The organism is Binatus sp. (SeqCode), from assembly GCF_035272065.1.
Lineage (GTDB): Bacteria > Desulfobacterota > Binatia > Binatales > Binataceae > Binatus.
In genome coordinates this window covers 1-16,320 of record NZ_DATEQZ010000081.1, presented here as the reverse complement: position 1 = coordinate 16,320, position 16,320 = coordinate 1, and the positions used below count along the sequence as shown (strand labels likewise).

The window sequence follows — 16,320 nt, the reverse complement described above, 5'->3', positions numbered from 1 at the left end:
TACATTATATCGGCGCTTGGTAGCAGATGAGTGTTCGTAGAAGATTTGTTGTGACGCCCCGACGCGCCGTTGCGGCGTTCGCAATAGTGCTTTTTTTCGCCTCCGTCGCATCATGGACTTCACTTCCCGCACGGGCCGGAGGCGCCGCGGGAACTCAGTCCACTGCGGCACCGCGACCGCTGCATACCTTTGCCGTACGAACCGGGATTGTCGATCCAATGAAACTCCCGCCGGCCGCTGCGATCCCGGCTCGGCACTTCAAGCCATTGCGGGTCGCCAACCCGGTCGCCTATCTCCAGCGCAAAGCCGCGATGTCGGGCGCAACGCTCCCCGAAGTACCATCGTTCGCGACGCTCGCACTGACCACCACGCCCACCGTATCGACCAGTTTCCTGGGTCTGGCGTTTCCGGACTCCCAATGCGGCCCCGGATGCGAGCCGCCGGATACCCAAGTGGCGGTGGGACCGAACAATGTTGTCGAAGTGACCAACATCGTCGCACGGATCTTCGACAAGAGCGGAACTCTAATCTCGACCTTGAACCTCAACAGCTTGTTCGATGTTGACCCTTCCATATTCTCCAGCGATCCAAGAATCCGATACGACACGATTTCCAATAGATGGTTTATTTCGTTTTTGATCTTCGACAACGCCGATATCAACATGGCCCAAAATGGCTCTTTCTATCTTGCGGTCTCGAGCAGTTCGGATCCGACGCAGCCCTTCTATATCTATAACTTTGAGACGCTGGGCGCCTTTCCGGATCAACCGTCGCTCGGATTCAACGACGACAAGGTCGTCACCGGCGGTAACTCATTTTCGTGCTCTCCAACCAACTGCGGCGACGTGACTTTGCCGTACCTCGGCATGGAGTTTATCGTCTGGAGCAAGGCGGATCTCGTCGCCGGCGTGGGCGCCCCGGCGATGGATTTCTACCCTGCAGACGAGGATCCCAGCGATTTTGGGGTTCAGCCAGCTACGAGCCGCTCGTCAACTTCCACGCTCTTCATGCTCTCGGATGATGAATACTCGACGCAGAACCACGTGACGGTTTGGTCGGTCACTGGCGTTCCCGGTCCCGACGCCGGCTCGAGCGTCGCGACGACGGTGCTGCCGATCGCGACGTACTCCGATGCTCCTCTTGCGCCGCAGAAGGGCAACTCGACGAATCCGATCGACACCGGCGATGCGCGTCTGGAAAACGCGATCTTCCGCGATGGCCTCCTATGGGGGACCGGGACCGCGGCGTGCACGCCGTTGGAAGACTCGGTTACCCGCAGTTGCCTCCAATAGATAGAGGTGCTGACCGGCGGCGCTAACCCGACCGTCCACCAGGATTTCACCTTCGGCACGAACAGCTTTTACGACTACTACCCTTCGCTCGATCTCGACAGCTCCGACGACCTGATCACGTCGTTCACTCAATCGTCGTCCGCCGAATTCCCGTCGGCTTACGTTGATGGGCGCAAAGCGGGTGATTCGCCCGACTCTCTCGGAACCCCGGTGCTCATTCACGCTGGGGCCGCCACCAACAAAAGCACAAATCCCGAGACCGACAACTCGAACGCGTACCCGTGGGGCGACTATTCCGGCGCCGGCGTTGACCCCGCCGATGAAACTTCGATCTGGGTCGCGGCGGAATACGCGACCAGCGGGTCGACCCCGAACTGGGGTACCTGGATAGCCGACGCGCGCGTCATTCCTCCGCCGTCGCCTACAGCGACTGCCACTTCGACGCCAACTGCGACCGCAACTGCCACGACTACCGCAACCGCGACCTCCACCGTCACCGCAACGCCGACCGCATCCGGAACCCCGACACCTTCTCCATCGCCAACCGCGACCGCATCGGGAACTCCGACAGTCAGCGCCACTCCGACCGCGACCGCCACCGCCGCGGCGACTTCAAGCCCGACGGCGACTGCGAGCGACCCAGCAACGCCGACTGCGACCGCCACCGCCACCGCAACTCAGATGGCGACGCCAACTGCCACTCCGTCGCCGCTGGCTGGCACGCTCAGCGTCTCCGGCAACCTGAGTTTCGGCACGGTGAAGGTCAACTCGACCAAGACCAAAAGCCTCAAGATCAAAAACAAGGGCAAGTTCCCTCTTCAGGTGACGGTCGGAGCCCTCGTACCGCCGTTCGCTGTGACGGCAGGCAGCGGCGTCCTCGACCTGCCCAAGGGCAAGACCGCAAAGGTAACCGTCCAATTCAGGCCAACCGCCACGGGCGCCGCTCCGCTACAAATCCTGGGCATTACCAGCGACGACCCCAGCCATCCGTCACGTGACACGACCGCCTCCGGCTCAGGAAAGTAATCGACGCAAGCTTTGTTCTGATTTGCTGCGCTTCCCTGGACGAGGGAAGGGCACATTTCGCATGAATCAGCCGGCTGCGTCAGTTCGCGGGAGGCTTCGGGACGGTCATGCCGAAGGCGACTTTCAGGTCGTCGCCATTAAACGGGTAGACGTGGACCATCCAGCCGAATGCCTGCTTGAGCATGTGCCCGCCCGCGGCTTCGCACTGGGCGGGGTCGGCAATTTTGCCGGTGAAACCGAAGCGTCCGTCGGCCAGGAAGCCGAGGCGCTGGTTGATTGCGGGCGCGGACGGACTCGACGACACTGGCAGCATGCCGGGCATGTCGAGATGCGACGCGCCGACGTCGCCGCGCAAAACGTCGTTGAGCGTGACGCCGTTGGGCAGGCAGATGTTGGTGTGAGCGTGCCAGTGGGCGACGCTCAGCGGAATGATCGCGTCGAGCTGATCGTAGGTGTAATCGGCGGGCGCGCTATACATCGCGCCGACGAGGACGTAATCGCCGCTCGCGCCTTTCACGTACAGCAGCGAGCCGGGACGGGCCGGATCGAAATGGCCCATGTATTCTTGCTGCGCGGCGCCGTAGTCGGTGAAGTGATAAACATCCTGCGGAACCGTCGGCAGAAAAATCTGGTAGCCCTCGGATAGTGGCACCCGGTAGTCGTGATACTTGACGAGCGTGCGGCGCAGCGTGTCCATCACGTCGCGCGCGCGCTCGACGTCCTGCGGCGTCTGCGGACGCGACGGCGTCATCACCATATGCGCGCCCATACCCATCTGACCGCCCATCGCGTTGGGCGCCGAGTCGCCATCCATATCGCCCATCGCGGCCATGTCGTGCGCGAAGGCTGGCGTGCTGATCGAAAGAGCGAGCATGACCGTTAGAAGTGCGAGCTTGTTCATTTGATCACCCGCCCTTGAGGCGCGCGTGCTTCAACGCCGGCAGTTCGCCTCGCACGCGGTCCTGGTATTCGAGATCGATCGGTGCGACGACGACGCCTTCCTGGTCCGCGGCGCGCGCGAGGACGCGTCCCCATGGATCGACGATCATCGAATTCCCGTAGTCGCTGTAGCCGTAGATGGTGGGACCGAACTGCGCGGGCGCGATCATGTAGGCCTGGTTCTCGATCGCGCGGGCGCGCAGCAGCGGCTCCCAGTGCGCCTCGCCGGTAGGGAACGTGAACGCGCTCGGCACCGCGATAATTTGCGCGCCGGCAAAAGTGAGGCGGCGATAGAGTTCCGGGAAGCGCAGGTCGTAGCAGATGGTGAGGCCAATCGCGCCAAGCGGAGTCTCCGCCGTAACGACGTCGGCGCCGGCGAGCTTCGCATCGGATTCGCGCGCCGTCACGCGGCCGGGAAGATCGACGTCGAAGAGATGAATCTTGCGATACACGGCAATTCTGCCGCCGTCGGGACCGAGCAGCACGGACGTGTTGTAGCATCGCGAGTCGCCGGCGGCCCCCTCGGTGATCGAGCCGGCGACGATGTGGATTTGCAGCTCGTGCGCGAGGCGCGACATCAACGTCAGCGATTGACCGTCTAGCGTTTCCGCCGCAGTCGCCTGTTCGTTACGCTTGCCACGCCAGTTGAAGACCTCGGGCAGTGCTACGAGGTTTGCGCCGCGCGCCGCGCCGACGCGGACCAGCCGTTCGGCGCGTTCCAGGTTCGCCGCCTTGTCAGGTCCGGCGGTCATCTGGATGGCGGCTGCGAGGTAAGTCATCGCGGGATTTCCTTTCCATTCGGCATTATGGCGCGTTGGTCGGCCGGTTAGTAGCGAGGCGTTGTTGGATCCGCGTCCTCGGACCACGCGTCGATTCCACCTGACAGATTGAGTACGTGCTCGAAACCCATCCGCGCCAGGTACATCGCGACCTGCGCGCTGCGGACGCCATGATGACATACGACGACGGTCTCGCGGTCCGGGTCGAGTTCGGCCAGGCGCGACGGGATGTCGCCCATCGGGATGTGGCTCGCGCCGCGGAAGGGCGCCAGCGAAATTTCGAACGGCTCGCGGACGTCGAGGATGAAGACGCGGTCGCCTCGATCGAGGCGGGCCTTGAGCGCGGTCGGGTCGATTGCGCCGATATCAGGCATCAGGCAACCGCACCGAGCGCCGCGCTACTGTTTGATGTCGTTTGAGAACAGCTCGACCTTCGAGAACATCGGCAGCTCGGTGCATGAAATCGAAAATCCGAACGTGTCGCTCTGCCCGGGCAGGATCGGAACATAGTGCGGCTTCTCGTTCAGGATTTTCTGCATGTACTCACTATCGGACAGGCTTTCGGCATGGTGGTTGTAGAGGCTCTCGCCGTGAAGGATCTTGCCGTCCCGGTCCTCGAAGGCGAAGTGTAGGCGGACGTAATCGATCGGATGGTCGCTGACGTTGGTCATTTTGCCGGAGACTACGAGGCTCGGCGGCATGCAGCACGAATGCATAATCACGTCGCGCGTGACCACGACCTGGAGCTGGTCGTTGGGAACGACCTCGGTTTTCGGATGATCGTAGCGACGGTGCATATCGGCTTCCGCGGCGGCTTGTTCGCTGTCCTTAATCTCGACGCGAGTACCGGCGAACGTGATGCTGGCCGAGCCAAAGGCCAGGAAAATAGCGACTACGATGAGCTTTTTCATGTCCCCGATCCCCATCCGCCGATCTTGGTGCGGGGCTTCGCCAATGTCAATCTGCTAATTGAATGGCGACCGCTGAACACCTGCAGTTTATGGCCGAGGCTATTGCCGAAGCCCGTCGCGCCGAGGCGGAGGGCGAGGTTCCGGTCGGCGCAGTCGCGGTTGCCGATGGGCAGATCGTCGGCGCGGGGCACAACCAGCCAATCGGGCTCTGCGATCCGACGGCGCATGCGGAAATCCTGGCGATTCGCGCGGCCGCCTCGACGCTCAAAACGTACCGGCTGACGGAGGTTTCGATCTACGTGACGCTCGAGCCGTGTGTCATGTGCGTCGGCGCGATGCTGAATGCGCGAATCGCACGAGTCGTTTACGGCGCGCGCGACGACAAGGCGGGTGCGCTCGGCTCGGTTTACGACATCGGCAGAGACGGCAGGCTGAACCATCGATTTGAAGTGGTCGGCTCGGTGATGGAGTCCGAGTGCGCGGAGTTGATGCGCGAATTTTTTCGGAAGCGACGCGGCGGGATATAACGAGGAGAGGAGGGGGGCAATGGGCAACTTCAGATTTTATCGGCGCGTTTCGATCTTTCCGGGATTGTCGGTCAACGTGTCGAAGTCGGGACCGAGCCTGACGGTCGGGATGCGCGGCGCGCACGTCACGGTTGGCAGCAAGGGAATTCGCAAGACGGTCGGCATCCCAGGCACCGGCATCTACTACACGTCGCACAGCGGATACCATACGGGGGCGCATTCGGCGCACGTCGAGCAGCCGATTTCGGAGACTCAGCAGACGACCGCGCATGTGATCGCGCAGGTGATCGCGTTGATGGTCATCATCGGCGCCGTGGCGTTCGCGATCGCGCTCGTCGGGTCGGTCGCGGGAGGTAAGTGATCGGCTGTTACGACGCTCTTGGATTGCGAGATGCGTTGGCGGCGGTCGGGCTGATACGAATGAAGAGCGTGCCCTCACCGTAGGTTTCCCCGCCCAAGGCAAAAGTGTCGCCGTTCCCGAGCTTCAAATCGGCCGTCATCGTCGGCCGTTTGCCATCGAACAGGATGACCTCCATCGCAATCATGCCGCCATCGATTGCGCGCGGCTGGACGTGCAGAGTCTTGCCGTCCGGCAGCCTGAACACGAGCATTTTGCCCGATTCCGTCCGCCCGTTCGTATGACTGAAAGAGCTGGAGGCCAGGTCGGCGACGAAAGCCGAATCAACTCGCACGTCAACCATACTGATCGATCCCTTGACGCTTGATGAAGCGGCGGGCTTGCTGGCTAGTACCTCAGGCACGGATCGCGCGACGTTCACGGTGTTCGCATTGCCGAGCAGCCCGATCGCGAAAATCACGACGACGACAAGTGCCGCGATTACGGCCAGTACCGATTCGGTGAATCCCTCGAGCGAGGGTATTACCGCGATGGCCCTGAGTTCGCGGCCGATTTTGGAATAGTCAGAAACCTCGCCCGTGCAGGAGGCGCACCGCTCAAGATGATGCGCGACTTGCCGCAGGTCGCCTGGCTCGAGCTCGCCGTCTCCGGCAGCGCCGAGCAGCAAGCCTATTTCGCCGCATTCAGGCATTTGACCGTTGATGGTCGCCCAGACCAATAGACGAGACCGGCGTGTCGAAATTCACCCGCTGTTGCGGCGAATCATATCGAAAAGCTAGAGCGTCAAGCCGCCGTCGACGACCACCTCGGCGCCGGTGATGTATTGAACCTCATCGGAGGCGAGGAAAAGTGCCGCGTGTGCCGCGTCCCATGCAGTGCCCTGCCGGCCCATCGGGCAGTGCGCGTCGCGCTGGCGCATGATCTTGGCGACTTCGTCGGATGGCAAGTCGCGGTAATAGGTGCGGATGTGCGGCGTGTCCATCATGCCGAGCAAAATCACGTTGCAGCGGATTTTCTTCGCGGCGTACTGGCGCGCGATGACACGGGTCATGTGATTAAGCGCGGCCTTGGACGTGTGATACGAGAAGTACGGCACCGGGCTCCATCGGATGCTCGCGACTGAGGATACGTTTATAATCGCACCGCCGCGGGCTTCCATGTGCGGGATCGCATACTTGCACATCATGAAGACGCTCTTCAGATTGACCGCGTGCACGCGGTCCCAATCCTCCTCGGTGGTTGAGACCGGATCGCCCGCGATCTCGATTCCCACGTTGTTGTGAATGACGTCGATGCGGCCGAAGCGTGTGACGGTCTGATCGACAATCGCGCGGACATCTTCTGAGCGGCTGACGTCGGCGGCGATCGCGATTACGCGCCCGCCCTCAGCTTCAATCGCGTGCACAGTTTGCTGCGCGGCGTCGAGATTCAAGTCCACTGCGACGATGGATGCGCCCTCGCGCGCGAACAGCATCGCGGTGGCTTTGCCGTTGCCCATGCCCTCGCCGGAGGTGCCGGCGCCGGTGACGATCGCCACTTTGTCTTTGAGGCGAGTGCCCATTGCGACTCTCCGCTCGATTGCTTCGTTCAGGCTGTCGCCGCCGGCCGCACTGCAAGCCGTTCGGGCGCTTGCGGGATGGTCTTCCACAGGTCGGGATCGTGTCCCGTGATGATCATCGCGCCGCCGTCGCGTAGTGCGCGCAGCCGCCGGATCGACTCGAGCATCTGCTCGCGATTGTACATCGCGGTTGGCAGATGGAAGTTATCGAGCGTGCGGCGCAGGTAGCAGGCGTCGCCCGTCATCACGACTTCGCCGGCGCCGATTCGCACGCGGATAGACTGATGACCGGGAGTGTGGCCGGGAGTGGGTATGCATACCACCGAGCCGTCGCCGAAGACGTCGTGCTCGCCGTCGATCATTTTCACCTCGTGTCCGTGGTCGTAGTCGTGTGGATCGTAATAGACGCTTTCGATCAGCTCGGCGTTGTGGCCGGCCTCCCACTCGCGGCGCTGAATCAGCAGGGTCGCGTTTGGCAATTGCTCGTTGCCGCCGCAGTGGTCGAAATGAAGATGCGAATTGATGATAAAATCGATCTTTGATGGCGCCACGCCGAGCGATTCGAGGCGCGCTGCGATTTCCTCGCCGGGCTTGAATCCTACCGTGTGAAACGCCGCGAGCCGCCCCAGGCGGCGGTTCGGATCGGTTTGCGTCTCTACGTGGAGGCCGCTGTCGAAAATTGCGCGCCCCTTCGGATGCTCGATCAGATAGGCAGGCACGGGCACGGTGAGGCTTCCCTTTTCGCCCGCGAGCAGAAGCGCGGCAGGAAGCGTCAGCCATCCACACGTGAACGCGTAGACGTTGAGCGACATATAGTCCAACCTCGTTTGTGATTGCCGGCGCGAGCCGGGCGAGCCGATTTACAGTCTCGCAAAATTCCTTTACACCAAACAGCGGTCCGGCGCGATCAATTGTGCCGGGGCCGAGGCCAAACGCTCTCTCGCAGGAGGTTGTCATGAGCCTGGTCGCGTATCCCGATATTGCGAGCCTGCCCGAAGAAGTGCGCACTGCGATAGCGCATGCTCCCGTTCAGCTCAACATCTTCAAGATGATGGCGAACGCGGAGACCTGCTTCATTCCGCTGACCCGGTTGGGCGGCACGATTCTCAGCCCCCAGAAGCTCGACGCGAAGTTGCGCGAACTGGTCATCTTGATGGTCGCGAAGATCGAAGGCGGCGAGTACGAATGGATTCAGCACGTGCCGATCGCGATTTCTGTTGGCGCCATGCAGGAGCAGGTCGATGCAATCGCGCGCAATGCGATCGATGCGCCGTGCTTCAGCGATGTCGAGCGCGCAGCGCTGCGCTTCACTGAGGAAGTCGTGAATCGTGTCAAGGCCGATGAGGCGACCGTCAGGGAGCTGATGAAATTTTTATCGCCGCGCGAAATCGTCGAGCTGATCCTCGCGATCGGGTTCTACATGACGATGGCGCGGCTCACTGAAACGACGAGAACCGATCTCGATCCGCCGGCCGGCACAAAAGTCGTTGACGCATTGCGTTGCTAGTGGTGTCAGCGCCTTCGCCGCCCCGTCCAATACTGTTCGGAAGCGGCTGAGGTTAGTAGAGCGTCGTTGCTCCTGGGGGCACGATCATCGCTTTCTGCCGGGGAGAGCGTTGCTTTCGTATTCCCTTGATCGGAAAGCCCCGGACCCGCGACTGCGACCACTACCGCCACCGTGATCACGAGAACTCCGACCGAGAACAGCGCGAGCGGCATCCGCGTCATATCGGTGCATGTGTTGAAGGTCCAATGAATCAGGACAGCAGCCAGCACGCTGCCGCTGGTGCCCTTGTAGGCCCAAGTCATGAGAACCGAGAGCGCGACGATACCGATCATGAAAAGCGGAAAAGACATATTGTTCTGCGGTGTGCCGGCAAGGATGAACGCAGGCAGATGCCACACGCCCCAGATAACGCCGAGGATGACACCGGCCGAAAGTGCACTTCGATTCTCGAGCAGCCGTGGAAGTGCGAATCCCCGCCATCCCAGTTCTTCTCCGAGTGGTCCCGGATCAGCCAAAAATGATCCGAGGACGGCGGGAATCACGCTCCATACTCCACCGGCCCCGGCTGCTCGCACGATCTGCTTGCCTGAGGGCCCGAGCAGAAAAAGTTGGTACCAGGGATCGACAACGAGCGGCGTCCGCGTAAGCGCCGCGCTGAGCACCATCGCGATCGCACTCAGCATCGGGATTCCGACGAATATCGCAACGTACCATTGGATGCCGATTCGCCAGCGCAGAAATCCGCCAAGCAGTCGCCTGACTCCCGCAGGCCCATCGACTAAGCCGCTCACGATAATGGCCGAAATACTGGGCGCGTATACTGCCAGGATGAACAACGGATTTGTCACGGACAGCTTTCCGAAGACGGCGGTCAACTGAACCGAAAACATCGCAAAGCAAGCGCCCAAGCCCCACGTGAGGCCGAATGTCAACGCGAAGTACGCAAGTAGCGGGTGTCGTTTCATTGCGATTGTTTCATCGAAGGGGGCAAACGACCCACGCGAGGAGTGGATCGATTACAGCCCGAGGCTGTCGTGTCGAGAACATCAAAGTCAACGCGTCGAATTCACTGCGTATGCAATGTGCTCACTGCATCAGTTTGCACAGCTCGAACCATTGGTCTGTCACCGCGTACGTAGCGCCTCACCAATCGTGGCGCGCGCGGGTTGGTTCGTTCAGCGCTCGTCGGCGTGTTACATTTTCAGCGATGAGCGCTGCAGATTCGATTGTCATCGATTGCGACTCGCACGTGATGGAGCCGCCGGACCTCTGGGAGAAATACCTCGAGCCGAAGTTTCGCGATCGCGCCATTCGCATCATCAAGGATCCCGGCGACGGTCTCGAAGTCCTGATGGTGGACAATCAGCCGCTCTTGAAGGGGATGCTGGCGGGGTTGGGCGGCGCCAATCAGCCGCGCCAGGAACTCTTTATCCCAGGCAAGCTGGGTTACCTGGACGGATGTCCGCCCGCGAGTTACCTGCCCGCCGATCGGGTCAAGCTGCTCGACGAATGGGGCGTCGACGCGGGCGTGCTGTTCCCGACAGTCGGAATTCTGTGGGACGTCGAGGATCACGAACTGGCGGCGGCCTACGCGCGCGCCTACAACAACTGGATCAATGACTTCGCGAGTTCGGTGCGCAGCCGCGTAATCCCGATCGCGCACATCGCGTTGCAGGACGTCGATGCGGCGCTGGTCGAGCTCAGGCGATGCGTCAAGCTGGGCTTCAAGGGAATCTTCCTCGCGCCGGAAAATGTCGGCGGCCGGCGCTTCTCGCATCCCGACTTCGATCCGATTTGGCGCGAGTGCGAGGAAGCGGGCATCCCCGCATGCCTGCACGTGATCGTGCGCTTCAACCGCGCGCCCGGCATAATCGGGCAGTTCTACCAGCCCGGCGAGTTTCGCACCGTCTTCGGATTCGCGCTTGGCGGATTCGCGCAGGTGGTGCCGGCCGCGATGACGATGGTGGCCGACGGTCTATTCGATCGCTTTCCGCGGCTCAAGGTCTTGTGCGTCGAGGCGGGATGCGGTTGGGCGCCGTACATTATGGACAGGATGGATCAGAACTATGAGTTGCTCGGCTGGACCTATCCGACCAAGTTGAAGCCGTCGGATTACTTCCGGCGCAACCTCTGGGTAGTCGCGGAGCCTGAGGAGCGGACGATTGGCGCGGTGATGGATCTGCACGGCGAGGATCGAGTCCTGTGGGGCTCGGACTTTCCGCACGTCGATTCCAACCTCGAAGCGCCGCATCTGATTCGAAATTCAATCTCGAATCTGAGTGCAGCCCGCCAGCGCAAATTGCTTGGTGAGAACGCGCGAGCCGTGTTCCCGGCGTAGCTCATGAAATCTCAAGGAAACTGGTGCGGACGCGATGCCGAGTGAAAAGGCCATGCAGAACAAGGCGCTAACTGCGACTTGCGTCGCGTGCAACCAGCCGGTTTCGACAGAGCTCGCGGTCGCGCTGACAGGCGTCGAGGACGGGCATCACAAACAGTACGTCGTGTGCAACGCCTGCGCGAACAAGGGATGGCGTCCGCCGGGCTTCGTGGGCATGCTGTCGTTCCGCCGCGAGTGATTTGAGCGGTCTGCGACGCTCGCCGAAACTCTCAAACTCAGCCACCAGCCAAAATCCTCGCGACTCCTCGCTCCGGGATTCAGGCCAAACTTGGGGATGAACTATTCAGCCTGACGCCACCAAAACCTGGTGTGATAACATGTGCGGCATGGACTACTGTCACGATGCCCCACCTTCACGCGTTCACCTTTCAGGCGCCCAGACCTTCCGGCGAAAAAACAACTTTTGACGGAACGAAACTACCAATGGTGGTGGACCCAGCCAAAGACCGCAACATATGGTATAAATCGCTGTTTTCGGCATTAGACGATCACTCAAAATCGCGCCGGTCGCCACCTGATTCTTCTCGCTGCGGGCGCTTTTCTATTGATCTTGATGCTCGTGGCGTCCGCGATCGTTGCGCTACGCAGGCAATCTCGATTGCTCAGACCTTGTACAGCCGTTTAGCTTCCGCGCGGAGTTCAGATCTGAAGTCCGGGTGCGCGATCGCCACCAACTCGTTGATGCGCTCGCGGATCGATTTGCCCTTGAGATTTGCAATGCCGTATTCGGTCACCACGTGATGCACGAAGCCGCGCGGCGACGTTACCACGCTGCCGGAGTCGAGCACCGGCACGATGCGCGAGATGCGCCTGCCCTGGACCCTCGAGCTCGACGGCACGACGATCACGGTCTTGCCGCCCGCCAGGCATGCGGCGACGACGAACGCCGTCTGTCCGCCGGTGCCGGTGTACATCAGCGGTCCGATCGACTCGCCGTTGGTCTGCCCAGTCAAATCAACCGCCATCGCGTTGTTGATCGAGATGAGCCCCTCTTCCTGCGCGACGAAACGGATGTCGTCGGTGGTGTTGAAATCGTAGAGCGCGAACGCGGGATTGCCGTCGATGAAATCCAGTTCCTCGCGGGGGGTCAGCGGCGCGATGCCGGCGCCAACCACCAATCCCGGAAACAGCTGCTTGTGTTTGCCGGTCAGCACGCCCGCCTCGACCAGCGGCGCGGTGTGCAACGGAATGATCTCGGTCTGCATCCCGAGCTCGTGATGATTGAGCAGATGATTGCACAGCATCCCCGACATCGAGCCGACGCCTATCTGCACCGTCGCCCGGTCGGGGATGAGTTCCTTCGCGACCATCCCGCAGACAGTCGCGATATTTCGAGCTTCTTCCTCGCCCGGCTGCGGCAATTTGATCTCGGGCAGCTCAGTCGTACGCTCGACGAAATAGTCGATCTCCGAAATATGAATCGAGTTGTCGCCGCCGACGCGAATCGAGTTCTTGTCGATCTCCGCTATCACCAGGTCGGCGTTGCGCGCGAGCAGCTTCGACATGATCTGCGCTTCGCCGAAATTGCAGTAGCCATGCTCGTCGGGCGGCGACACGGTCATCAGGTACACGTTGAAATTGTCGAGCGCGGGCGGCAGATGCCCGGCGCGGTAGTACACAATTGGCGTGAAGTCCGCGGCGCCGCGATGGTAAATCGCGCGGTCGTAGGGCGACAGGTACATCGACTCGAGGCGGAAGCGCTCGCCGAGTCCCGGCAAATCCCAATTCATTACGGCGGCGCCGTGATTGACGACGACATTTTCCAGTTCCATCAAGCGGCCCGCGAGCGCAGGGCAGAGCTCGAACGGCGTCTGCTGTGCGATCGAAAGACAGACGCGGTCGCCCGACTTGATATGCGCGACGGCCTCGTCCGCGGCGACCAGCTTCGCACCCAGTTGCGCGCGCCAATCGATCCCGGATTTCTCGCCGCGATGCTGGCTCGGAGCGGTGGCCATCTCAGGCGGCAGCCGCGAGCGTGGTGTTGATTCCCATCTCGCGCATGAAGGCCGACGTGCGCTCGTTGAGCAACCCCACCTTCTGCATGTTGCTGACGACGGTCTGATGCATCTCGCGGCGGAAGAGTTTGCGAAACAGCGCGTACTCGCTGCCAAGCGCGATTTCCTTGCGCGCCTTTTGGACAGCCTCGATATCGGCCGCGCTCATGCCCACCGTTTCGTAGGCTTCGCGCGGGAACTGCCCGGTCATCACGAGAATCAGCGCCTCGCGCGTGAAGTCTTCGAGCTCATGCAGGTCGCATGCGCTCAGCCCGCGAATCTCGTCGGGCAGGCTGAGGATCGAAAATCCCATGTGCCGCGATTCGTCGGCCAGGATGCGCTTGCAAATTCCGCGCAGCAGGGGATCCTTCGCGGTTTCCGTCAGCATCCGGAACAGCGACACGGCAAAGGTCTCGGCCAGCAATTGCAGACCGACCGTTTTGATGAACCATTTGCCGTTGCCGAGGATGTAGTCGAAGAGCGTTTTGATATTTCCCGTCATCGGATAAATTTTGCCGCCGCATTTTTCAAGCAGGTAGCGGCTAAGCACTTCGGCGTGGCGCGCTTCATCGACGACCTGCGTCGCCTGGAAGAACTTCGCATCGTTGCCAGGCACCATGTCAACGAGCTGGCTGCACGCGAGCATCGCGCCTTCCTCGCCGTGGAGCAGTTGCGAAAGGCGCCAGCATGAGAATTCGACGTTGAGGCGCTGAAACTCACGCGGGTCGAGCCGGTCGAGCGTGGGAGTGCCGTGGCCGTCGACTAACTCGTCGGCAAAGATGCCGCGCTCGAGGTCAACCTCGGCCGTCCAGTCGACGTCGGTGGACGCGTTCCACTGGTCGCGCTTGGCGTTTTCGTAGAGGCGGCGCAGATCGGGAGCCTCGACCGCGTAGTAGCGCTGGAAAGTGGTGTCGAAGGAAGTCGTGATTCGGTGGGCGATCGAATTCGATGGCATAGACGCGCTCCTCGGCTCGCTAAAAGAATCTAAACCACCGTAGCAAATTCCGATATGATCGGAAAATCGACGCGGGCAATGTCAGCTTGACTGCGCAGGAGCAAACATCGATCCTCGTCTGTCGCGGAGAGGTTCGGGAGTCTGGTTTAACCGGCCTGACTCGAAATCAGGTGAGCCTAACGGCTCCGGGGGTTCGAATCCCTCCCTCTCCGCCACACAGTCTGGCATGTTTCCATACATTTTGGAGAAGCGATGAAATCGGCGCGTAAGGCGCGATTCACGCGCGGTCGTGGACCCGGAGAATGCCGACGGCCGCGGCTGACGGCAAAAATCGCTCAAAATTCTCTGTTCGCGATTTTGGCATGTCCATCTGAAGCGGCCGACATCTTGCGGGGAAGCATCCTCGGGAAGACCGCCTGACGCAAGGAACTACGCCCGCGTGGATTCTATCGGGGTTCCAAAGCTTGCTGTTGCGCGCTCCAGAGCGGGGGGAGTTCGATTCTTTGGGTCATCGCTAGATTCCTGAGGTCCGCGCGGCACAAAACCGACCTAGAACCTTGCACAGGTAGGCCGTCGGGTTCATAGGGAGCTGCAATTGGCGACTCAAAACGAAAATCCCGGCGAAAGCCCCTTCATCGCAGGTCCTGCCCTTGTCGCCTATGTCAGCGCTCTTGAACTAGCACTGCATCTGCCTAACCCCGGCGGCTACGGTTTGTTCACCGACGAACTCTACTTCCTTGCTTGCGGTGAGCATCTGAGCTGCGGATACGTCGATATGCCGCCGCTCACTGCGCTGCAGGCGTGGATTGTGCGCCACTTCCTCGGCGATTCGATGCTGGCTATTCGGCTCATCCCGGCGCTCGCCGGCGTTGGGCTTGTTCTTCTTACCGGTGCAATCGTCAGGCAACTTGGCGGCGGACGATTCGCGCAGGCGCTCGCCGCCGTGGCCGTCCTGATTGCGCCATTCTATCTGGCTGTCGACAGTTACCTCTCTATGAACTCCGTCGAACCGCTCTTGTGGACGGGCTGTGTGCTGATACTGATCCGCATGATCAAGACCGGCGACACGAGACTTTGGCTCTGGTTCGGAGTGATTGCCGGTATCGGTCTCGAGAACAAGGACACGATGGCGATGTTCGGTTTCGCTCTCATCGTAGGCCTGCTGATGAGGCCCGAGCGCCGGCTGATGAACAGCCGATGGTTCTTGATCGGCGGGATGATGGCGATGCTGATCTTCCTCCCCAATTTGATCTGGATGGTTCAGCATCACTTTCCCCACCTAGAGATGCTCGCCAACATCAAGCGCAACCGGCGCAATGTTGCACTCAGCCCGCTGGGGTTCTTCGGCCAGCAAGTCCTCGGCATGCAGCCAGTGGCGCTTCCAATCTGGATTTGCGGTTTGTGGGCATTCCTCTTCAGCGCCCAGGGCAAACCTTTCAGGGCACTTGGGCTCGCATACGTCTTAGCGTTCCTGACGCTGTTGCTGATGGAAGGCAGATTCTACTACCTGGCGCCCGCGTATCCGATGCTGCTGGCCGGGGGAACTGTCGCGATTGAGCGCTGGCTCACGTCGCCGCGATTGCGCTGGATGCGCCCCGCATATCTCGGCTTGCTCGCGGTGACCGGGGGGATAACTGCGTTGGTCGTGCTTCCCCTGCTGCCGCCCGAGAGGTACATCCTCTACACGCACTTCATTGGTATCTCCGAGCCGAAGTTTGAACATCGCCAAGCCAGCGCACTGCCTCAGTTATTGGCGGACAGGTTTGGATGGCCCGAGATGGCTACGGCCGTCGCGAAGGTCTACAACAGCCTACCCCCCGATGAACGAGCGCGGACGGCGATATTCGGGCAGAACTACGGCGAGGCCGGAGCGATCGACTTCTACGGGCCAAAGCTCGGCCTGCCTAAAGCGATCAGCGGCCACGTGAACTACTGGTATTGGGGTCCGCGCGACTACACCGGCGAGACGATGATTGTTCTCGGCGACACACCACCCGAGCAGCTCGAGCAATATTATGCTCGCGTCGAAGCGCGCGGCTCGGTCGGTCATCCATACGCGATGGCTTCAGAGCACTT

At 61.1% G+C, this 16,320-nt stretch carries 18 protein-coding genes and 1 tRNA gene; 9 read left to right on the top strand and 10 right to left on the bottom strand.

What is annotated here, in order from left to right; translation table 11 throughout:
- Positions 1–218 precede the first annotated feature (218 nt).
- Positions 219–1,292: a hypothetical protein gene (locus VJX68_RS15255; protein ID WP_324096573.1), complete on the top strand. Its 1,074-nt coding sequence runs from the start codon at positions 219–221 to the stop codon at positions 1,290–1,292.
- A 6-nt stretch (positions 1,293–1,298) separates the two neighbouring features.
- Positions 1,299–2,318, top strand: a complete 1,020-nt coding sequence (locus tag VJX68_RS15250) for an Ig-like domain-containing protein (RefSeq protein WP_324096572.1) — start codon at positions 1,299–1,301, stop codon at positions 2,316–2,318.
- Positions 2,319–2,397: 79 nt separating this feature from the next.
- Here the strand turns inward: VJX68_RS15250 and VJX68_RS15245 are convergent, their stop codons facing one another.
- Genes VJX68_RS15245 through VJX68_RS15230 form a run of 4 tightly spaced genes read right to left on the bottom strand, consistent with a single transcriptional unit; the run spans position 2,398 to position 4,947 of the window.
- Entirely contained in the window at positions 2,398–3,219 is an 822-nt protein-coding gene (locus VJX68_RS15245) for a hypothetical protein (RefSeq protein ID WP_324096571.1), read from the bottom strand.
- Positions 3,220–3,223: 4 nt separating this feature from the next.
- Positions 3,224–4,036 (bottom strand): carbon-nitrogen hydrolase family protein, encoded by an 813-nt coding sequence (locus VJX68_RS15240; RefSeq protein ID WP_324096570.1) that lies wholly within the window; start codon positions 4,034–4,036, stop codon positions 3,224–3,226.
- Between the two features lie 47 nt (positions 4,037–4,083).
- Positions 4,084–4,410 (bottom strand): rhodanese-like domain-containing protein, encoded by a 327-nt coding sequence (locus tag VJX68_RS15235; protein WP_324096569.1) that lies wholly within the window; start codon positions 4,408–4,410, stop codon positions 4,084–4,086.
- Positions 4,411–4,434: 24 nt separating this feature from the next.
- Positions 4,435–4,947: an FxLYD domain-containing protein gene (locus VJX68_RS15230; protein WP_324096568.1), complete on the bottom strand. Its 513-nt coding sequence runs from the start codon at positions 4,945–4,947 to the stop codon at positions 4,435–4,437.
- 62 nt (positions 4,948–5,009) lie between these two features.
- On the opposite strand from VJX68_RS15230, the gene tadA reads away from it, so the two are divergent.
- Together tadA and VJX68_RS15220 are read left to right on the top strand one after the other, a co-directional pair.
- Entirely contained in the window at positions 5,010–5,474 is a 465-nt protein-coding gene (gene tadA / locus VJX68_RS15225; RefSeq protein WP_324096567.1) for a tRNA adenosine(34) deaminase TadA, read from the top strand.
- Positions 5,475–5,493: 19 nt separating this feature from the next.
- Positions 5,494–5,835 (top strand): DUF4236 domain-containing protein, encoded by a 342-nt coding sequence (locus VJX68_RS15220; RefSeq protein WP_324096566.1) that lies wholly within the window; start codon positions 5,494–5,496, stop codon positions 5,833–5,835.
- 7 nt (positions 5,836–5,842) lie between these two features.
- Here VJX68_RS15220 and VJX68_RS15215 read toward each other — a convergent pair whose 3' ends face one another.
- The 3 genes from VJX68_RS15215 to VJX68_RS15205 all read right to left on the bottom strand — a co-directional run bounded on the left by VJX68_RS15215 (position 5,843) and on the right by VJX68_RS15205 (position 8,202).
- A complete protein-coding gene (locus tag VJX68_RS15215) occupies positions 5,843–6,523 on the bottom strand; it encodes a zf-HC2 domain-containing protein (RefSeq protein WP_324096565.1) in 681 nt (226 codons plus the stop codon).
- Positions 6,524–6,607: 84 nt separating this feature from the next.
- Positions 6,608–7,393 (bottom strand): SDR family NAD(P)-dependent oxidoreductase, encoded by a 786-nt coding sequence (locus tag VJX68_RS15210; protein ID WP_324096564.1) that lies wholly within the window; start codon positions 7,391–7,393, stop codon positions 6,608–6,610.
- A gap of 26 nt (positions 7,394–7,419) precedes the next feature.
- The gene (locus tag VJX68_RS15205) at positions 7,420–8,202 is read right to left on the bottom strand and encodes an N-acyl homoserine lactonase family protein (RefSeq protein WP_324096563.1); all 783 of its coding nucleotides are present in this window, start codon (positions 8,200–8,202) and stop codon (positions 7,420–7,422) included.
- Positions 8,203–8,345: 143 nt separating this feature from the next.
- Between VJX68_RS15205 and VJX68_RS15200 the strand changes: the two genes are divergently transcribed.
- Positions 8,346–8,897 carry a carboxymuconolactone decarboxylase family protein gene (locus VJX68_RS15200; RefSeq protein WP_324096562.1) on the top strand — a complete coding sequence of 184 codons (552 nt, stop codon included), beginning with the start codon at positions 8,346–8,348 and terminating at the stop codon, positions 8,895–8,897.
- Positions 8,898–8,902: 5 nt separating this feature from the next.
- Here the strand turns inward: VJX68_RS15200 and VJX68_RS15195 are convergent, their stop codons facing one another.
- Positions 8,903–9,862 carry a CPBP family intramembrane glutamic endopeptidase gene (locus VJX68_RS15195; protein WP_324096561.1) on the bottom strand — a complete coding sequence of 320 codons (960 nt, stop codon included), beginning with the start codon at positions 9,860–9,862 and terminating at the stop codon, positions 8,903–8,905.
- A gap of 242 nt (positions 9,863–10,104) precedes the next feature.
- Here VJX68_RS15195 and VJX68_RS15190 point away from each other — a divergent pair, with 242 nt between their 5' ends.
- Positions 10,105–11,235 carry an amidohydrolase family protein gene (locus tag VJX68_RS15190; RefSeq protein ID WP_324096560.1) on the top strand — a complete coding sequence of 377 codons (1,131 nt, stop codon included), beginning with the start codon at positions 10,105–10,107 and terminating at the stop codon, positions 11,233–11,235.
- Between the two features lie 34 nt (positions 11,236–11,269).
- Positions 11,270–11,473, top strand: coding sequence for a hypothetical protein (locus tag VJX68_RS15185; protein WP_324096559.1), 204 nt, complete (start codon positions 11,270–11,272; stop codon positions 11,471–11,473).
- 424 nt (positions 11,474–11,897) lie between these two features.
- On the opposite strand, the gene VJX68_RS15180 is transcribed toward VJX68_RS15185, so the two are convergent.
- On the bottom strand, positions 11,898–13,250 hold the full coding sequence (locus VJX68_RS15180; RefSeq protein WP_324096557.1) for an acetyl-CoA hydrolase/transferase family protein: 1,353 nt from the start codon (positions 13,248–13,250) through the stop codon (positions 11,898–11,900).
- Between the two features lies 1 nt (position 13,251).
- Positions 13,252–14,244 (bottom strand): ferritin-like domain-containing protein, encoded by a 993-nt coding sequence (locus VJX68_RS15175; protein WP_324096556.1) that lies wholly within the window; start codon positions 14,242–14,244, stop codon positions 13,252–13,254.
- A gap of 125 nt (positions 14,245–14,369) precedes the next feature.
- Here VJX68_RS15175 and VJX68_RS15170 point away from each other — a divergent pair.
- Positions 14,370–14,459: transfer RNA gene (locus VJX68_RS15170), tRNA-Ser, on the top strand.
- Positions 14,460–14,839: 380 nt separating this feature from the next.
- Positions 14,840–16,320: glycosyltransferase family 39 protein (locus VJX68_RS15165; protein ID WP_324096555.1), on the top strand; the 1,481-nt coding region annotated here is incomplete at its 3' end.

Bases quoted from the DNA above. Each gene is read 5' to 3' on its own strand.
- VJX68_RS15255 (WP_324096573.1), top strand. From the start codon at position 219: ATGAAACTCCCGCCGGCCGCTGCGATCCCGGCTCGGCACTTCAAGCCA.
- VJX68_RS15245 (WP_324096571.1), bottom strand. From the start codon at position 3,219: ATGAACAAGCTCGCACTTCTAACGGTCATGCTCGCTCTTTCGATCAGC.
- VJX68_RS15240 (WP_324096570.1), bottom strand. From the start codon at position 4,036: ATGACTTACCTCGCAGCCGCCATCCAGATGACCGCCGGACCTGACAAG.
- VJX68_RS15235 (WP_324096569.1), bottom strand. From the start codon at position 4,410: ATGCCTGATATCGGCGCAATCGACCCGACCGCGCTCAAGGCCCGCCTC.
- VJX68_RS15230 (WP_324096568.1), bottom strand. From the start codon at position 4,947: ATGAAAAAGCTCATCGTAGTCGCTATTTTCCTGGCCTTTGGCTCGGCC.
- tadA (WP_324096567.1), top strand. From the start codon at position 5,010: ATGGCGACCGCTGAACACCTGCAGTTTATGGCCGAGGCTATTGCCGAA.
- VJX68_RS15220 (WP_324096566.1), top strand. From the start codon at position 5,494: ATGGGCAACTTCAGATTTTATCGGCGCGTTTCGATCTTTCCGGGATTG.
- VJX68_RS15215 (WP_324096565.1), bottom strand. From the start codon at position 6,523: ATGCCTGAATGCGGCGAAATAGGCTTGCTGCTCGGCGCTGCCGGAGAC.
- VJX68_RS15210 (WP_324096564.1), bottom strand. From the start codon at position 7,393: ATGGGCACTCGCCTCAAAGACAAAGTGGCGATCGTCACCGGCGCCGGC.
- VJX68_RS15205 (WP_324096563.1), bottom strand. From the start codon at position 8,202: ATGTCGCTCAACGTCTACGCGTTCACGTGTGGATGGCTGACGCTTCCT.
- VJX68_RS15200 (WP_324096562.1), top strand. From the start codon at position 8,346: ATGAGCCTGGTCGCGTATCCCGATATTGCGAGCCTGCCCGAAGAAGTG.
- VJX68_RS15195 (WP_324096561.1), bottom strand. From the start codon at position 9,862: ATGAAACGACACCCGCTACTTGCGTACTTCGCGTTGACATTCGGCCTC.
- VJX68_RS15190 (WP_324096560.1), top strand. From the start codon at position 10,105: ATGAGCGCTGCAGATTCGATTGTCATCGATTGCGACTCGCACGTGATG.
- VJX68_RS15185 (WP_324096559.1), top strand. From the start codon at position 11,270: ATGCCGAGTGAAAAGGCCATGCAGAACAAGGCGCTAACTGCGACTTGC.
- VJX68_RS15180 (WP_324096557.1), bottom strand. From the start codon at position 13,250: ATGGCCACCGCTCCGAGCCAGCATCGCGGCGAGAAATCCGGGATCGAT.
- VJX68_RS15175 (WP_324096556.1), bottom strand. From the start codon at position 14,244: ATGCCATCGAATTCGATCGCCCACCGAATCACGACTTCCTTCGACACC.